Origin of the sequence: Sodalis sp. RH22 (genome assembly GCF_047324165.1) — a bacterium.
Classification (GTDB): domain Bacteria; phylum Pseudomonadota; class Gammaproteobacteria; order Enterobacterales; family Enterobacteriaceae; genus Acerihabitans.
On record NZ_CP178731.1, the window covers coordinates 94465 to 109951 of the forward strand.

A 15487-nucleotide genomic window follows, 5' to 3' on the forward strand; every position below is an offset into this window, starting at 1 on the left:
ATAGGGGGTAGGTTAACTTGCCCTGGTTAAAAAATGCCCACCAGAGTCACCACGGTCAGGATGGCGGCCAGTCCGTAAAACACCCATTTGCCGGCCGGCACATGAATTTTCAGGTCATGCGTGCAGTGATAAATGCGATGCAGCCCGCACCACAGCGGCAGGACAATCATCAGCAGCCAGAACAGGCGGCCTATCAGGGTATGGCTGAACGCGAGCACCCGCGGATAGCTGAGCGCCTCGCCCGGATACCAGCCCAGCGGCAGCAAAAAGGCCACCAGCAGGATTATCACCGGCGCGACGATGGCGCTCCACATGCCGCCGGCGCCGAACAGGCTCCAGAAAACCGGTTCATCGGCGCGTTTCGGATTTTGATTCATAGCGTTCTCCTGATTAAACGACAAGGGCCACGGCCAGTATCACCACCGTCACCACCAGCGTAACGCCCCAAAGCGTGGCGATAAACGGCGCCGGACCGACCTTTTCATCCTTGACGACCAGCACAGTGGCCTTGGGCGCCAGCTCAAACCAGGTTTTGGTATGCAGCAGCGCCGCCAGCAGCGTCAGCAGGTTAAGCGCCAGCACCACCGGGTTTTGCAGGAAATGCACAAACCCGTCCCAGTTCGCCTCGCCGGCCTTCAGCGCATACAGTCCGTAGATCAGTTCCAGGCTGAACCATACCGCCGGTACGGCGGTGCCTTCGCGCAGCATATAAAAACGGTAGAACCCCAGCTTCTGCCACCAGTTGGCCGGCATGCTGCGAACGTAGGGCTTGCGTTTGGTTGTTATCATGTTAATCACTCCCTTAGCGAGGTTTCAGCATGGCGATCATAAAGTCCTGGGTGCTCGCCACTTTGCCCTGCTGAATGGCGGCGGCGGGATCCACATGTTTGGGACACACCTCCGAGCAGTAGCCGACGAACGTGCAGCTCCAGACGCCGTTTTCGCCGTTCAGCTGCGCCATCCGCTCCTTTTTGCCGTGGTCGCGGTTATCCAGATTGTACCGGTGCGCAAGCGTAATGGCCGCCGGGCCGATAAACTCCGGATTCAGCCCGAACTGCGGACAGGCGGCATAACATAAGCCGCAGTTGATGCAGCCGCTGAACTGATGGTATTTGGCCATCTGCGCCGGGGTCTGCAGGTTGGTGCCTTCCGACGGCTGGCGGTTATTGCCGATGATATAGGGCTTAATCGCCTCCAGGCTCTCGATAAAATGGGTCATGTCCACCACTAGATCGCGCTCGATGGGGAAGTGGCCCAGGGCCTTAACCTTCATGCCGTGGGGATATTCGCGCAAAAAGGTTTTACAGGCCAGCTTCGGCACATCGTCCACCATCATGCCGCAGGACCCGCAAATGGCCATCCGGCACGACCAGCGGAAGGACAGGTCCGGCTCCAGGTTATCCTTGATATAACCCAGCGCGTCCAGCAGCGAGGTTTGCGCGTCATAAGGCACGTCGTACACCACGGGATGGGGGGCCTGATCCTGCTCGGGGTTATAACGCATTACCTCAAGCTTCAGCGTGTTCATCTCAGCCATTGGCCTGCTCCTTATCCTTTTTATCCTGTACCGCGGCCGCGGCGCCCTCGCCGCCGTACATCCGTTTGGCCGGCGGCAGGGTGGTGATCTTCACGTCGCTGTATTCCAGACGCGGCGCGCCGTCGGGATTATAAAACGCCAGGGTATGCTTGAGGAAATTCACGTCGTCGCGCTCGGTACAGCCCTCATCGAGCCGCTGGTGGGCGCCGCGCGATTCCCGGCGGTGGAACGCCGAATGCGCCATGCAGTCGGCCACCTCCAGTCCGTTGCCCAACTCAATGGTGTAGAGCAGATCGGTATTAAACACGCTGGAGGTATCGGTAATGGTAACCCGTTTAAACCGCTCTTTCAGCTCGGCCAGCTTATCCATGGTTTTTTGCATCAGCTCCGGCGTACGGTAGATGCCGCAGCCTTCTTCCATCGACAGGCCCATCTCGTCGCGGATGGCCGACCATTTTTCATTGCCCCGCTGGTCCATCAGGCGTTGCAGGGTGGTTTCCACGTCCCGCGCCTGGGCGTCGAGGACGGCGTTATTGGCGGCCGGCGCGGCCGCCGCGCTGGCCGCGGCCTGTTCGCCCGCCAGGCGGCCGAACACCACCAGCTCGGCCAGGGAATTGGAGCCGAGACGGTTGGCGCCGTGCAGGCCCACCGAGGAGCATTCGCCGACGGCAAACAGACCGCGGATGCGCGTTTCGCATTGCTGATCGGTTTCAATGCCGCCCATGGTGTAATGGGCGGTGGGGCGTACCGGGATGGGATCCTTCACCGGATCGACGCCGACATAGGCTTTCGACAGTTCACAGATAAACGGCAGCCGTTCCAACAGCTTTTTCTCGCCCAAATGGCGCAGGTCGAGATAGACCACGTCGCCGCGCGGCGTGGCGATGGTGCGCCCGGCGCGCCATTCGTGCCAGAACGCCTGGGACAGCTTATCGCGCGGACCCAGTTCCATATATTTGTTTTCCGGATGGCCCAGCGGCGTTTCAGGCCCCATGCCGTAGTCCTGCAAATAGCGATAGCCGTCTTTATTGACCATGATGCCGCCTTCGCCGCGGCAGCCTTCGGTTATCAGGATGCCGGAGCCGGGCAGGCCGGTGGGGTGGTACTGAACAAACTCCATATCGCGCAGCGGCACGCCGTGACGCAGGGCGATGCCCATACCGTCGCCGGTGACGATGCCGCCGTTGGTGTTATAGCGATAAACGCGGCCGGCGCCGCCGGTGGCCATGACCACGGCGTTGGCGCGGATGCAGATGCGCGTGCCTTCCATCATATTGATGGCCACCAGTCCGCGCGCCTGGCCGTCGTCCACCAGGATATCCAGCACGAAGTGCTCGTCGAAGCGCTTGATCTGCGGATATTTCAGCGAGGTCTGGAACAGCGTATGCAGAATATGGAAACCGGTTTTATCGGCGGCGAACCAGGTACGTTCGATTTTCATCCCGCCGAAACGCCTGACGTTCACCCGGCCGTCGGGCTTGCGGCTCCAGGGGCAGCCCCACAGTTCAAGCTGGGTCATCTCCTCCGGGCAGTGGCGGACAAAATGATCGACCACGTCCTGCTCGCACAGCCAGTCGCCGCCGGAGACGGTATCGTGGAAATGGGAGTCAAAAGAGTCATGATCCTGGGTGACGGCGGCGGACCCGCCCTCGGCGGCCACGGTATGGCTGCGCATGGGGTATACTTTCGATACCAGGGCGATAGTCAGGTTGGGATGGGCCTGCGCGGCGGCAATGGCGGCGCGTAAACCCGCGCCCCCCGCCCCTACGATGACGATATCGGCATTAAAGGTTTGCACTTTATTCTCCTGCTCATCGGACATTGCATTAAAATCAACAAAACGCAGCGGGATATTTAATTGACTTTAATAATTAAAATAACTGAAAATTTTTAATTAACTAAATTAAGCACACTAATTAATTTGATTCTTCTAATGATGCCATACATTCAGATAATAATAATATATTCCGTATGGGCAATAATGCGAGTGTGGATGAATACAGGTATGATGTAGATCAACAAAAAAAAGAGAAGTGAAATCATTTTGTTAAATTGACGGCAAAGCGGAATAATTGGCATTCAGCTATTGATGTCGCGCGCGGACAGGGAACGGCAACTGCCCGCCGGGACGCGCCGCCGTCCCGGCAGGGTTATTTTGACGTCAGGGCCGCCGGCGGTTAAAAACCATAACGGATGGCGTCCTTGCTTTGCTGCATCAGCGCATCGATTTTCTGGGAAAACGCCTCGATGCCCGCGCTGTCGCCGCGCTCCGAGCACTGGCGCCGTTTCAGGTTGTAGGCTTTCATCAGATGCGCCTGGGCGGGGCCGGGCTTGCCGTAGCACGCGACGCTCTTTTCCCAGCAGGCGATGGCGGCGTCCGTGTCCTGCCGCTCAAACAGCGTCTTGCCCAGTTCGTTAAGCGCTTTGGCGCATTCTTTCGGCGCCAGCCCCTGCGCCAGGATAGTATCAATAGACGAGACCATGGATCCTCCGCGTACGGTTAATGGAAAAAGTTAAGAATATGACCGAACACCAGTCCGACGCTGATGACATCCGAATCACTGAACGTGACGTTGGAAAACCCATACTGGCCGAGCAGGGGCAATAGCAACGCGGGCAGCAGGGTAATAAACAACCCATGGAACACGCCGCCGATGATGGCGCCGCGCCGTCCGCCGACGGCATTGCCGAAAATACCCGCGGTGCCGCCGGCAAAAAAATTGGTCAGCATGCCCGGCAGGATCATCGCCAGTCCCATGCTTGGGAACAGGAACATGCCGATAACCGAGCCGATGGTGGTGGAAATAAAACCGATAATCACCGCGTTGGGGGCATAGGGGAACAGCACCGGGCAGTCCAGCGCCGGAATGGCGTTGGGCACGATGCGCAGCGCGATGCCGCGAAACGCCGGTACGATTTCCGCCAGCAGCAGCCTGACGCCCGCCAGCAGGACATAAACCCCGACCACGAACTGTACCGATTGCAGGAAGGCATAGACCAGGTAGTTAACGCCGTGGGCATAAGGGGCGATCACCAAGGGGCCCGCGGCGATGGACGGAATCAGGTAGATCGGGATCATCACCACCATCATGGAGAGATACGTGTCCTGGAGAAAGGAAAACGACTGGGGCAGCTCCAGATCCTCGGTACTTTTGCCGACATCGCCGGTAAGCTTCGCCACGCCCGCCTGCACGATATAACCAATAGTGCAGAAATGGCCCAGCGCAATATCGTCCGACCCCGTTATCTTGCGCACAATGGGCTGCGCCAGCACCGGCATGCCGACCGCCATGACGCCGGCGATAACGCCGCCGATAAGGATTAATTCCGTCCCCCGCAGCCCGCCCATGTAACCGATAACCGAGCATACCGTGGCCATCCAGAGCGAGGCCTGGCCGGTGAGGAAAATATATTTATAGCGAGTGAAACGGGCGATAAGAATATTAATTACAAACGCCAGAACCATGATCAGGGCGGTTTCCCGTCCCAGGGTTTGTTGGGCGATGCCGGCAATGGAACCCACGTCGGTGACCACCCCGCGCATATGGAATCCTTTCTGGAAAACATCGCCGAGGAAGTTTAACGCAGTGACGATAATATTGGCGCCGGACAGCAGGACTAAAAATCCTAATAGCGTTTTAAGCGTGCCGGTAATAACCTGTCCGGGGCTCTTTTTTTGCGCGATAAGCCCAATCATGGCGATCAATGATATCAGTATCGACGCCTGGCCGAGCACATCGTTGACAATAAAATGGAGGAAAGACATAATAAGTCCCCTGTAGGGTTTGCAACAATCGGATTATCAATCAATCAATATCAAGCCAGGTAGCCTTTTTCCTGTAATACTGGCGTTAGTTTTTCTTTTATTTCGTTTTTATCAACCAATCTTTTAAGGTAAATAATAGTGGCATTTATCGTATAATGCTGGAACTGTGATCGGAAGTTTTCGCCGGTCATTATTATATCCGCCCTGCTTGACGTGGCGCTGGAAATATCACAATGAGACAAATCGGCATCCACGCCCAGATCTTTCAACGCGGCCTCAATACTCATTTCGCACGCAAAACTGCTGCCCAGTCCCGCCCCGCATACCGCCAGAATTGATAATTTTTTCATAATACAGGTTCCTTAAGTGATTCATCTGTAGGGTAACCGCCGCCATCGGGCCGGCATGACGCCGATGACGATAGCTCAATACCGCTTCCGGCGGACAGCCTGCGGCCTGCCCATCCTGAATAGCCATTAACCGGCCATGCGCCTGGCCCACCGGCGTTGATGGCCGCCTGGGTTGATGGTTATCGCCCCTTAGGGTGATACGTTAAAAATGGCGCAGTATGGCCAAAATCTCTTGTTCATCCCGCGCATGTTTTAAGGTATTTACCGCCTCCTCATCGCAAAATAATTTTGACAGGCTCGCAATCATTTCAATATGTGAATGGCTGTCGACGGCCGCCAGGGCAAAAATAACGTACACCGGATCGTTATCTTCGCTGCCGAAGGTCACGCCTTGCGAAACGATAACCAAGGACAAGGCGGTTTTAATTACCCCTTCCTCCGGCCGGGCATGGGGCATGGCAATGCCTTCGCCCAAGACATAGTAAGGGCCTATTTGTTCATGCATGGCGTAAATAGCCTGGAGATAACGGCTCTCAACCGCATGCTGATCGATAAGCGGCTGCACCGATAACGCCACTGCGCTTTGCCAGTCTTTCGCCTGATTAATTAAGCGAACGTTACTTTCGTTAATCCAGTCCGTTAACATAAAGACCCTTTTTAGCTAGGTATAGATATATACTAGTATGTTTCTGTTTCCTTATAAAAACTGTGATCCATCTTTATCTATTTCTACAATATTGTAAATAATAATAAAGAGTTGTTTTGAAAAATAATGCCAAATACTATTACGGGCTTTCTTTATATATGAAGAAGGCCTTTTTAAGCAGCAATGTTCTATTATATTCGGTCAGGTGTGAGTTATCTCCTTACAGTTTGTGGTTATATCACCGCGGCGCGCGGCAATGTTTGCATTATCCAGTCGTAAATAACGCGCGTATCCTGCGGTTGGTCCTGGTCGACGCTAAAGACCGGCCCTAATGCCATCGGTCCGGCGCGTTCCGCCAGCGCCCGCAGTTCGGGTAGATATTCCGCGCCGGGATGGCCGGGCAATCTGTCCGCCAGGCGCGCGGCATACCGGGCGGCCGCCAGTTGCGCGGAAATCCGGCACCACACTTCGACCAGGCGCGTCACGCCGGCGTGCGCCAGATAATGCGCTAATAGCTCCCGGGGCTGGAAGCCAAACCAGGCGTCTATGATAAAGGTGCTTCCCGCCGGGGCCTGCGCCACGATGGACCAGATGACCTGGTAACTGGCTTTGCCAAGGGTACGGTTCATCGTGCGGTCGACACCGCCCAGATGCTGCAGAAACGGGTTTTTGATCCCGTCCAGGGATAACGAAAGCCAGCCGGACTGCCGGGAGAGGCCTGCGGCGAGGGTGCTTTTACCGGAGGCGGGGATACCGTTGATCATGATAATCCGCTTGCCGTTGTCACTTTCCGGCCGGTCCTGATGCGACGCCTGGGCGCCATTAGCAGGAGAAAACCGGATGCTGTCGGTCGCCGCGCCCTTGTCAGACATGTTTTACCTGCTCCGTTAACGCGTCTCTCGTCGGCCGGGTCGCGTGAAAATATTGTTTAATCACGGCCTGAATTTCGTTCAGCCGGGGAATAGCCAGCGTTTCCAGTTTTTGCCGGGTGGCCTCACGGTCCAGGGAAATACAATCTTTCCATAACGAACGGCCCGCAATGACGCCGGAGGCGCCCTCGCTCATGGCGTCCGCCACCTGGGTCAGGAAGGTGGCGTGATCGACGCCCGCCGAGAGCACGGCCCAGGGCACGTCGCCGGCAAGCCGGGTGATGTCCGCACAGGCCTGCGGCGAACCGGGATAGGGTAATTTCAGCACCTTGGCCCCGCATTCCAGGCAGATTTTCGTGCCGCCATAGATAAGCTCCGGGATTTTCTGCTTATATTCCTCGTCCGTTTCATCATCGAGTTTATACGTCAGGAACTCAACCACCAACAATAAATCCTCGCGGGTGAAATCCTCGATGCATCGGCGCAGTATAGCGATATTGTGCTGGTTCGCCCCGGCGCGATCCGAGCGCAGATACACCATGATTTTGCCGCCGGTGGCGCCGAGCTCGCGCACCCGCCGGGCGTTGATATGGTCAACCAGCCGCGACAGCCGGTAGCCTTCGGGCGTGGTGTCGAACCCGGAGGCGTCGAGGCCTATCAGCAGCGCCGTGTCGCGCGCAATGATGCCGTCGTCCACCAGTTGCGGCACGGCGCAGACCGGATCGACCAGCACGCATGACGCCTTGCTTGCCAGGTAACGGGTGATATCGGCCTTGATCAGTCCCAGTTCGTGTTCGGAAATCTGCGCCTGCCGGGCGGGATCGTTGGATAGCAGGCTGCGCATGGCACCTCGCTGATCGCAGGCGATAACCAACATGGCGCCGTTGCTGCCACAGATTTGTTGATAGCTGCGTAATTCTGAGGTGGACATTTTTGACATGAATTTCTCCTTTACCTGAAATTTATTACAGACAAAAAACGCGGTGATACGTTGTTACCCTTTGTCATCATCGTCCTTGATTAAATGGGAGAAAATGGTCCCAATGCTGCGGTTTATAAGGGGTTTCTCCCTGGGGAACGATTGCAATTTCCCGCATATTGCGCAATAATTCCCCATCGACAGAGATGAGTGTAATACATTACAGAAAGGAATTTCAAGCTGAAAGAGCCAATTTTGCAAGATCTTGCAGCTACTCGCGCCATGATGCATATGGTGGCGAAGCTGCATTACGAGTCCGACATGCCCCAGGTGGAAATTGCGCGCAAGTTCAATGTCTCCACCGCCACCATTTCACGGCTGCTGAACAAGGCGCGCGCCGCCGGCATCGTGCGCATCGAGGTGGTGGCGCTCTCTTCGCCCGAGAATATGACGGCGGACCTGATTAAGCGCCTGGGATTAAAAAAGGCCTTTGTCGTCGACGCGCCGCCGGCCAATGTCCTGGGCTCGCTGGCCGCGCCGCTGGCGTCGCTGCTGGAACAGGCGGGGCTGGGCGCCGGATCGGTGCTGGGCATCGGCTGGGGCAGGGCGGTGCGGGAGGTGACCCTGACGGGCATGCCGCGGTTGCCGGGCATCCTGACCGTGGCGCTGAACGGCGGTATGCAACAGGCCGCCCCCCATTTCCAGATCACCGAGTTCGTCCGGCGCGCCGCCGAGCAGATGGAGGGCAAGCCCTATTTCCTGCATGCGCCCTATATATCGTCCGCCGAGCTGCGCGACGCGTTTCTCGCCGATCGCAGCGTGCAGGATATTATCTCGTTATGGGATCGGCTGGATGTGGCGATTGTCGGCATCGGTCTGACCCATGCGCCCAAACCCGGCGAATCCACCACCGCCATCGCCGATGAAAAGACGCTGAGCCGGGCCGCCGGCGACGTGCTGCGCCATTACGTGACCGAGACCGGCGAGGTGCTGCACTGGGAAGGGGAGGCGCGCATGATCGCCGCTTCGCCGGAACAGCTCAGGCGCACGCCGCTGACCATCGGCGTGGCCGCCACGCCGGAAAAGGCCGCCGGCATTATCGGCGCGGTGCGATCGGGCATGATCAATTCCCTGGTGACCGATGTGAACACCGCCCAGGCGATACTGGACCGGCTGCCGGCGGGTTAACCGGCCTTTGCCGGGACGGGGACGGGGGATAAAAGCCAGCGCCCGGCGCAACGGGGCGCTGGCAAGGAGGACGACGCGCCGAGTCTTCAGCGTAAGGCGCGGCACGCGCGGGTAATGCGTTCGCAGGCCTCGCTCAGGCGGCTATCGTCGATGGCGTAGGCGATGCGCAGGTAAGGCGACGCGCCGAAGGCCGAGCCTTGCAGGGTAGCGACATGGCCGGCGTCCAGGAGATAGGCGGCAAAATCGCTGTCGCTGGCGAGGGTGGCGCCCGCCGGTGTTTTTTTGCCGATCATGCCGGCGCAGTTGGCGAACACATAGAATGCCCCCGGCGGTACCGCCGCCGCCAGGCCGTCGATGGCATTGACGCAGGCCATGATGACGGCGCGGCGCCTGGCCAGGGTCGCCATCCAGGCGTCCATAAATCCCAGGCCCTGCTCCAGCGCCGCCACCGTCGCGGCCTGTGAAATGGAGCTGGGATTGGAGGTGCTTTGCGATTGCAATATCTGCATGGCCGCCACCAGCCAGTCCGGGCCGCCGGCATAGCCCAGCCGCCAGCCGGTCATCGAATAGCCTTTCGATACGCCGTTTACCGTCAGCACCCGATCTTTCAGCCGGGGCTCTACCTGCGCCAGGGTAACGAATTCGCCCGCCGCATGGCAGATATGCTCGTAGATATCATCGGCCATGATCAGCACCTGCGGATTGTCGAGCAGCACCGCGGCCAGCGCCTTCAGCTCGGCGCGCGAGTAGACCGCGCCGGTGGGGTTGTTGGGGGAGTTCAGTATCAGCCAGCGGGTCCTGGCCGTAATGGTGGCGGCGAGATCGGCCGGGCGCAGTTTCCAGCCGTGGGCCTCGGCGCAGGGTACGATGCGGGCTTCGCCTTCGGCCAGCGCCACCATATCCGGATAGGATACCCAATAAGGGGCGGGGATGATCACTTCGTCGCCGGCCGAGACCGTCGCCAGCAGGGCATTGAAGATCAGCTGCTTGGCGCCGCTGCCCGCGATGACCTCCTGGGGCGCGTAGTCGACGCCGTTTTCGCGGCTGAATTTGGCGATGATGGCTTTTTTCAGGGCCGCCGTGCCGGGAACGGCTGTGTATTTTGTTTCACCTTGTACAATCGCATCTATGCCTGCCTGTTTGATGTGCGCCGGTGTATCGAAGTCGAGCTCGCCTTCACCGAGGTTAATCACATCCACGCCGGCGGCGGTTAGCGCGCGGACCTGATCGGAAATCGCCGCGGTCGGCGATGGTCTCACCCGGCGTAAGCGAGGCGCAAGTAATTCAGCTGACATCATTTCCCCTATCTATGAAATAATAAAATTGTATTATGTGATACAATAAAATCAATTTAAGCTATCACGTCTCCAGGCGGATTGCCCAGACTTTTTTTGCCGTGTTCCGACCATTAAGGACTTATCGCCATGACATTGCTCTTTGTTGCGCACGACACGCCGGAACCGGCGCTCTATGGGGCCATGGCCGCCATCCTGGCGCGTCGGCTGCGCCTGCCGCTGGCGCACCTGGCCATTGCATGGGATACCGCCCTCTATCCCGACGCCTGCCAGCACGCGATAGCCGCCGGCGCGCTGGTCACCAGCGGACTGATATGGCACGAACGCCTGAGCGGCGACACCATAGATACGCCGAAGCGCTGGTCTGAACTGGCCGCCCTGCCGGCCGGACGGGACTGGGTGATCCCGCTCGGTCCGGCGCAGCTGGCCGGGTTGCCCGGCCGGCTGCGGGCGCTAAGCCGTCTTGCCGTGGACTATCAGCTGATCCGGGTGGATATGTCGCCCCAGGGCCTGGTTTTTCGCCGCAACGGCGCCATCGAAAGCGCCTGGGGGCAATGGCGCCGCGACGGCTTTGGCCGCTGGCGGGAAACTTCCCCTGACGACGCTATCGAGATCGTGCCTGGCGTGGCCCCGACCGGGGCGTTACCCGCCGTCGACCCCGGCCTGGGCAACGGGCGGGATGCTCCCGCCGCCGCGCCCCACAGCCTGGCCGGGGCCGCCGCTTCGCCGCTGGCCATCGTTTTGCTCGGCACGCGGCGGGATCAGCTGGAGGCCTATCCCGCCGCCGTCGCCGCGCTCGGCGATGCCGCCGACGCCCTGGCGCTGCGGCTTAATATCCTGTTTGCCTCGCCGCAGGAGCCTTGCGGCGATATCCTCAAACGCGCGCACGGCGTCCTGTTGCCCGGCGGCGCCGCCATGGCCAACGTGGCCGGGCAGATAACCGCGGCGCGTTATACCCTGGATAACGCTGTTCCCACCCTGGGCTTATGCCTGGGCATGCAAACCATGGCGACGGCGGTGGCCCAGCGCATGCTGGGCTCCACCGGGGTGAATCTGGCCGAGGCCGATCCCCTGGCGCCGGTAAAATCCTTTGTTCCGCTGGCGGAAACGGCCGGTCTTCCCCGGCACCGCCTGGGCGACCATATGATGCTGAGCGAGCCCGGCAGCCGTATGCACCAGTTGCTCGGCGACCGGTCAACCCTGCGCTATAACCACCGTTTCCACCTTAACCCGGCGCTGAAGCGGGATCTGGACATCGCCGGCCTGCGCCTCAGCGCCACCGATGCCAGCGGCGCCATTACCGACGGTATAGAATTTACCCGCCATGTATTTTATCTGGGGGTACAGGGCCACCCCGAGCTCTCGTCTTCCCGCCGCCGGCCGCATCCGCTGCTGATGGCGTTTTTAACCGCGGCGGCGCGGCGGCGGGAGGCGGGGCTATAACGCCGGCGATACGCCGGCGCGCGGGTCGGCGGCCAGGCGCGCCAGTTCAGCCGCCACCTGGGCGATGACGTCCGCTTCCAGATCGAGAAGCGGCGCGCGCACATGGCCGCCGTCGAAGCCGCGCAGGTTCATGGCGGCCTTGACCAGTTGCGGCTGGCCGTGGCGGCGGGCCAGGGCGCGGTAGGGATACCACAGGCTATGCAGATCGCGGGCGGTGGCGGCGTCGCCGCGCTCAAGCGCGCGATAGGCGGCCAGAATGATTTCCGGCAGCGCGCAGCTGTTGGTGCTGCTGATGCCGTCGAAGCCGCACATCATCGGCCCGAGGAACGCCAGATCGGAGGCGCAGAACAGCCGCAGGCGGCCGGAGAGGCGGTTGGCGATCTGGTCGATGGCGGTCGGATTCAGATCGCCTTGCTTAATGCCCACCACGCCCCCGATATCCGCCAGCTGTTCCAGTACCGCCGGCGGCAGCGTGATGCCAATGCCCGGCGCGTTATACACCAGGATGCCGGTGCGTGAAAGCGGGGCCATTTGTTTAAAAAAACTCACGATCTGCGCGTCGGTCACTTCGGAGACAAACGGCGGCGTCACCATCGGCAGGCCGCCCAGTTCGCCGGCAAGCGCCGTTAAATCGCGCACCGTGCGCGCGTCGGAACCGGCGCTGCACAGCATCACCGGCACCCGGTCGCCCACCACGTCCATGACGTGGCGAAATAACCGGGCGCGCTCATCGGCGCTCATCGCCGGGAATTCACCGTAGGTGCCGCCGATCAGCACGCCGTCGTAGCCCAGCCCGATGACCCGCTCGATATTGCGCGCCAGTCCCGCGAAATCAAATGCGCCGTCGGCGGTAAACGGGGTAACGGTGATATTAAAAATACCGCGCAGGCGTGCCTGGCTTTCACTGATGTCTTTCATAACTATGCTTTCCTGTCTGACCTGATAACGAAGAACCGATACCGCAGCCCGGCCATGGGGCCGGGCGCGTGGGAGAGGTTGCGCCGCCGGGGCGGAGCATTGCCGGCGCTGCCTGGCCGCCTTGGCGGGCGCCGGCCAGGCAGGCGCATACAGCGCCCGGCTAAAGCCGGTATAACGGCCGGTCCACCGCCCCGAGGGCCCGGCAGCCGGTTTCCGTCACCACGATGGTTTCGCTGACGCCGACGGTGAATTCACCATAGATTCTCAGCGCGGGCGGAATATGGAAGGTCATGCCCGGTTGCAGTTCGGTGGTGATGCCGCTGTAAAGACTGAGGATTGCGCCTTCGCCCCAGTCCGGCGCGAACGACACGCCGATGGAATAGCCGGTGCGTTTTTTAAAGTTATCGGTATACCCGGCGCGGTCGATCACTTTCTGGCAGGCGAGATGCGGGGCCTCGCAGGTGGCGCCGGGGCGGATGGCGTCAAGGGCCGCCTGCAGGGCTTCCTGACAGGTTTTTTCCATTTCCAGCGCCACGGCGGGCGGTTTGCCCAGCCACGCCGAGCGCATCAGCGCCGCGTGATAGCGATCGTGGGTGGCGGCCATTTCCAGGAAGATAGGATCGCCGTCCTGGATTTTGCGCCGGCGCCAGGTGCCGTGCGGCACGCCGGTACGCGGGCCGGAGGAGACCAGCGGTTCCATGCCCATATATTCGGATCCGGCGGCGATGGCCGCGCCCATCATGGCGGCGACCAGGTCGTTCTCGGTGGCGCCGGCCCGGATGGCCGCGCGCCCGGCCAGCATGCCCGCGTCGACATAGCGGGCGGCGTGGGCCATTTTTTCCAGCTCGGCGGCGGATTTCACCGCGCGCAGCTGTTCAATCACGCCCGCCGCGTCGTGGATAACGCCCAGCTCGGCTTGCAACGCTTCGTAAACGGCAATCGGCAGAAACCAGCCGCGTTTATCAATGCCGATGCGGCGCCGGGTCCAGCCGCGGTCCTTCAGCACGCCCAGCAGAAAATTCACCGGATTATCGCCGTCGGTATAAATGGCGGCGTCGCGGATAAAGGTGTTGGAAATAAAGTTAAAATATTCCAACTGGCGGATAACGAATACCGGATCGCCCTCCACCGGCAGCACCAGGGCCTGAAAGGTGTAATATCCCGGCGTCTGCTGGCCGGTGAGATAGAAAATATTTTCCGGACCGGTGATGACCATGACGTCCAGCCCGGCCTGGGTGAGCAGGGCGCGCGCGCGCTCGACGCGTCCGCGGTATTCCTCTTCGCCAAAGGCGGATTCGCCGCCCGGCGTCACGCGGCCCAGATCGGGCAACGGGGTCTTGTTTACTGCGCTTGGGTTTGTCATTTACAGAACTCCTGGATGAATTCCGCCCGGGCGGGGTCAAAACCGACCCCCAACCCGGACGCGCTTGGGCTGCAGACCAGCCCTTGCTGATAGATAAGTCCGGCGACCGGATCGTTGCCCAGCCCGTCGGCGCCATACAGTTCGGCATAGGCCGGGCGGGAGGCGCAGGCGACATGCAGCGCGGCGGCGGTGGCCGCCGCGCCTTCATTCATTTGGCCTATCATAAAAGGCACGCCGGCGGCGTTAAGCCGCCGCGCGGCGGCAAGGGCCGGGCCGATGCCGCCCATTTTCACCAGCTTCAGGTGCGCCCAAACCTTGCCGCCCAGGCCGATGACGCGGGCCAGATCCGCCTCGCTGCTCATGCTTTCGTCGAGCATCAGCGGGATCGGGCTGGCGGCGGCCAGCGCCGCGTAGCCGTGTTCCGGGTCGTCGGCCGCGCCATCGGCAATCGGCTGCTCCATATAACGTAAATCGTAGGCGGCCAGGGCCCGCAGGCGCGCCAGGGCCTCGCGCGCCGGCCACTGGCCGTTGGCGTCCGCCGCCAGGCTGATGCCGGCGCCAAAACGGCGGCGCAGGGCGGCGACGCGGTCCAGGTCCTGGTCAAATCCGGCCACGCCGACCCGCAGTTTCAACTCGGTGAAACCCCGGTCCACATACGCCTCGGCCTGTTGCAGCATTTGCTCGCGCGAGGACCAGAACAGCGTCTGGTTAGTGCGATAGCTCACCACCGGCGAAGACGCGCCGTCCTGCGCCGGCGCAATGGCCACGGGGTGCCGCTCCCGCGCCGTTTCCCCGCCTGGCGGCACGGCGCCGCCCGCGTCCCGGGGACGCGCCAGCAACCCGGCGACGCTGATGCCTTGGCGCCGGGCAAGCAGGTCATGCAGCGCCACATCAAGCAGCATGCGCGTCGGCGCCAGAATTCCTGCCGCCCAGGTATCCAGCCCGGCCAGCAGTTGCGCGGGGTCCAGGGCAAGATCCAGCCGGCGCAGGCAGCGGAGGACGTCGTCCAGCACCTGCTGCGGGCTGTAGCCGTTCAGGTAGGCGATATTCACCCGCACCTCGCCCAGGCCCTGGAAGGCCTGATCCTCCAGCAGCAGGTAAAGCTCGTCCAGCGCCGCCACGCTGCCCGAGGAGGCGGTATACAGCCGCAGATGCGGGTAGCGCAGCGCGGCGCGATACAAAGTGGCTTTCAC

At 60.8% G+C, this 15487-nt stretch carries 15 protein-coding genes and 1 pseudogene; 2 read left to right on the top strand and 14 right to left on the bottom strand.

The features are described from left to right. Window positions 1-26: 26 nt before the first annotated feature. The 10 genes and pseudogenes from frdD to ACL2XN_RS00425 form a co-directional block, all read right to left on the bottom strand. Window positions 27-377, bottom strand: a complete 351-nt coding sequence (frdD, locus tag ACL2XN_RS00380; protein WP_410014429.1) for a fumarate reductase subunit FrdD — start codon at window positions 375-377, stop codon at window positions 27-29. A 13-nt stretch (window positions 378-390) separates the two neighbouring features. Further along, the gene (gene frdC, locus ACL2XN_RS00385; protein ID WP_410016777.1) at window positions 391-786 is read right to left on the bottom strand and encodes a fumarate reductase subunit FrdC; all 396 of its coding nucleotides are present in this window, start codon (window positions 784-786) and stop codon (window positions 391-393) included. Window positions 787-802: 16 nt separating this feature from the next. Beyond that, window positions 803-1537 (bottom strand): succinate dehydrogenase/fumarate reductase iron-sulfur subunit, encoded by a 735-nt coding sequence (locus tag ACL2XN_RS00390; RefSeq protein ID WP_410014430.1) that lies wholly within the window; start codon window positions 1535-1537, stop codon window positions 803-805. Beyond that, window positions 1530-3335 carry a fumarate reductase (quinol) flavoprotein subunit gene (frdA, locus tag ACL2XN_RS00395; protein ID WP_410014431.1) on the bottom strand — a complete coding sequence of 602 codons (1806 nt, stop codon included), beginning with the start codon at window positions 3333-3335 and terminating at the stop codon, window positions 1530-1532. The genes ACL2XN_RS00390 and frdA overlap by 8 nt, the downstream gene beginning before the upstream one ends. Before the next feature lie 379 nt (window positions 3336-3714). Continuing rightward, window positions 3715-4020: a hypothetical protein gene (locus ACL2XN_RS00400; protein ID WP_413729837.1), complete on the bottom strand. Its 306-nt coding sequence runs from the start codon at window positions 4018-4020 to the stop codon at window positions 3715-3717. A 38-nt stretch (window positions 4021-4058) separates the two neighbouring features. After that, window positions 4059-5306 (bottom strand): annotated as a pseudogene (locus tag ACL2XN_RS00405) (PTS sugar transporter subunit IIC); the annotation flags it as partial. 47 nt (window positions 5307-5353) lie between these two features. Next, the gene (locus ACL2XN_RS00410) at window positions 5354-5653 is read right to left on the bottom strand and encodes a PTS sugar transporter subunit IIB (protein ID WP_410014434.1); all 300 of its coding nucleotides are present in this window, start codon (window positions 5651-5653) and stop codon (window positions 5354-5356) included. 202 nt (window positions 5654-5855) lie between these two features. Next, window positions 5856-6299 (bottom strand): PTS sugar transporter subunit IIA, encoded by a 444-nt coding sequence (locus ACL2XN_RS00415; RefSeq protein ID WP_410014435.1) that lies wholly within the window; start codon window positions 6297-6299, stop codon window positions 5856-5858. Window positions 6300-6532: 233 nt separating this feature from the next. After that, complete coding sequence (locus ACL2XN_RS00420) at window positions 6533-7063, bottom strand: AAA family ATPase (RefSeq protein ID WP_413723467.1); 531 nt, start codon at window positions 7061-7063, stop codon at window positions 6533-6535. A gap of 100 nt (window positions 7064-7163) precedes the next feature. After that, on the bottom strand, window positions 7164-8108 hold the full coding sequence (locus tag ACL2XN_RS00425; protein WP_413723204.1) for a tagatose-bisphosphate aldolase: 945 nt from the start codon (window positions 8106-8108) through the stop codon (window positions 7164-7166). 234 nt (window positions 8109-8342) lie between these two features. Here ACL2XN_RS00425 and ACL2XN_RS00430 point away from each other — a divergent pair, with 234 nt between their 5' ends. Continuing rightward, window positions 8343-9275, top strand: coding sequence for a sugar-binding transcriptional regulator (locus ACL2XN_RS00430; protein ID WP_413729838.1), 933 nt, complete (start codon window positions 8343-8345; stop codon window positions 9273-9275). An 86-nt stretch (window positions 9276-9361) separates the two neighbouring features. Here the strand turns inward: ACL2XN_RS00430 and ACL2XN_RS00435 are convergent, their stop codons facing one another. Beyond that, window positions 9362-10570, bottom strand: coding sequence for an aminotransferase class I/II-fold pyridoxal phosphate-dependent enzyme (locus ACL2XN_RS00435; RefSeq protein WP_413731032.1), 1209 nt, complete (start codon window positions 10568-10570; stop codon window positions 9362-9364). Window positions 10571-10699: 129 nt separating this feature from the next. Between ACL2XN_RS00435 and ACL2XN_RS00440 the strand changes: the two genes are divergently transcribed. Next, entirely contained in the window at window positions 10700-12013 is a 1314-nt protein-coding gene (locus ACL2XN_RS00440; protein WP_413729839.1) for a glutamine amidotransferase-related protein, read from the top strand. On the opposite strand, the gene ACL2XN_RS00445 is transcribed toward ACL2XN_RS00440, so the two are convergent. From ACL2XN_RS00445 to ACL2XN_RS00455, 3 genes are all read right to left on the bottom strand, one after another. Then, window positions 12008-12931: a dihydrodipicolinate synthase family protein gene (locus ACL2XN_RS00445; protein WP_410014439.1), complete on the bottom strand. Its 924-nt coding sequence runs from the start codon at window positions 12929-12931 to the stop codon at window positions 12008-12010. The two genes, ACL2XN_RS00440 and ACL2XN_RS00445, sit on opposite strands and share 6 nt — an antisense overlap. Window positions 12932-13091: 160 nt before the next feature. Then, a complete protein-coding gene (locus ACL2XN_RS00450; protein ID WP_410014440.1) occupies window positions 13092-14294 on the bottom strand; it encodes a M24 family metallopeptidase in 1203 nt (400 codons plus the stop codon). Next, entirely contained in the window at window positions 14291-15487 is a 1197-nt protein-coding gene (locus ACL2XN_RS00455; protein WP_413729840.1) for a mandelate racemase/muconate lactonizing enzyme family protein, read from the bottom strand. Before ACL2XN_RS00455 ends, ACL2XN_RS00450 begins: the two co-directional genes overlap by 4 nt.

Excerpts from the sequence above, each read along its gene's own strand:
- ACL2XN_RS00415 (WP_410014435.1), bottom strand. The coding sequence starts at position 6,299 with ATGTTAACGGACTGGATTAACGAAAGTAACGTTCGCTTAATTAATCAG.
- ACL2XN_RS00400 (WP_413729837.1), bottom strand. The coding sequence starts at position 4,020 with ATGGTCTCGTCTATTGATACTATCCTGGCGCAGGGGCTGGCGCCGAAA.
- frdD (WP_410014429.1), bottom strand. The coding sequence starts at position 377 with ATGAATCAAAATCCGAAACGCGCCGATGAACCGGTTTTCTGGAGCCTG.
- ACL2XN_RS00445 (WP_410014439.1), bottom strand. The coding sequence starts at position 12,931 with ATGAAAGACATCAGTGAAAGCCAGGCACGCCTGCGCGGTATTTTTAAT.
- ACL2XN_RS00450 (WP_410014440.1), bottom strand. The coding sequence starts at position 14,294 with ATGACAAACCCAAGCGCAGTAAACAAGACCCCGTTGCCCGATCTGGGC.
- ACL2XN_RS00410 (WP_410014434.1), bottom strand. The coding sequence starts at position 5,653 with ATGAAAAAATTATCAATTCTGGCGGTATGCGGGGCGGGACTGGGCAGC.
- ACL2XN_RS00435 (WP_413731032.1), bottom strand. The coding sequence starts at position 10,570 with ATGTCAGCTGAATTACTTGCGCCTCGCTTACGCCGGGTGAGACCATCG.
- ACL2XN_RS00440 (WP_413729839.1), top strand. The coding sequence starts at position 10,700 with ATGACATTGCTCTTTGTTGCGCACGACACGCCGGAACCGGCGCTCTAT.
- ACL2XN_RS00425 (WP_413723204.1), bottom strand. The coding sequence starts at position 8,108 with ATGTCAAAAATGTCCACCTCAGAATTACGCAGCTATCAACAAATCTGT.
- ACL2XN_RS00420 (WP_413723467.1), bottom strand. The coding sequence starts at position 7,063 with ATGATCAACGGTATCCCCGCCTCCGGTAAAAGCACCCTCGCCGCAGGC.
- ACL2XN_RS00390 (WP_410014430.1), bottom strand. The coding sequence starts at position 1,537 with ATGGCTGAGATGAACACGCTGAAGCTTGAGGTAATGCGTTATAACCCC.